The sequence below is a fragment of the Terriglobus sp. ADX1 genome (assembly GCF_036877645.1).
Taxonomy (GTDB): Bacteria; Acidobacteriota; Terriglobia; order Terriglobales; family Acidobacteriaceae; genus Terriglobus.
Genome location: NZ_JAEDXV010000105.1, coordinates 1 through 254, shown reverse-complemented (window position 1 = coordinate 254; position 254 = coordinate 1). Strand labels below are relative to the sequence as shown.

The following is a 254-nucleotide window of genomic DNA, read 5'->3' as shown; positions in this document are numbered from 1 at the left end:
CGTTCGCCGCAGAAGCCAGGCGATACCATCGTCTTCAAGTCGAGACAGCCACTCTTGAAGCTCTGCAACACGCTCCGCACGACGTGCTAGCTGTAACTCAACCTCCTGATCCAATAACGCGCCGGCGGTGGTGACTTTATGTTTATTCATAAAGTCACTGAATGCACCGTAGCCCTTCGTCGTATTGCAGATGATCGTCGTAGGCTTCCCGTCGCGTGGTCCGTAACGGAACTTTTCCAACGCCGCAACTACGC

General features: G+C 54.3%; 1 protein-coding gene. It reads right to left on the bottom strand.

Annotation, left to right across the window (positions count from 1 at the left end; genetic code table 11):
• The coding region (locus JAO32_RS19815) for a hypothetical protein (RefSeq protein ID WP_334243618.1) at positions 1–254 on the bottom strand (254 nt) is incomplete at both ends.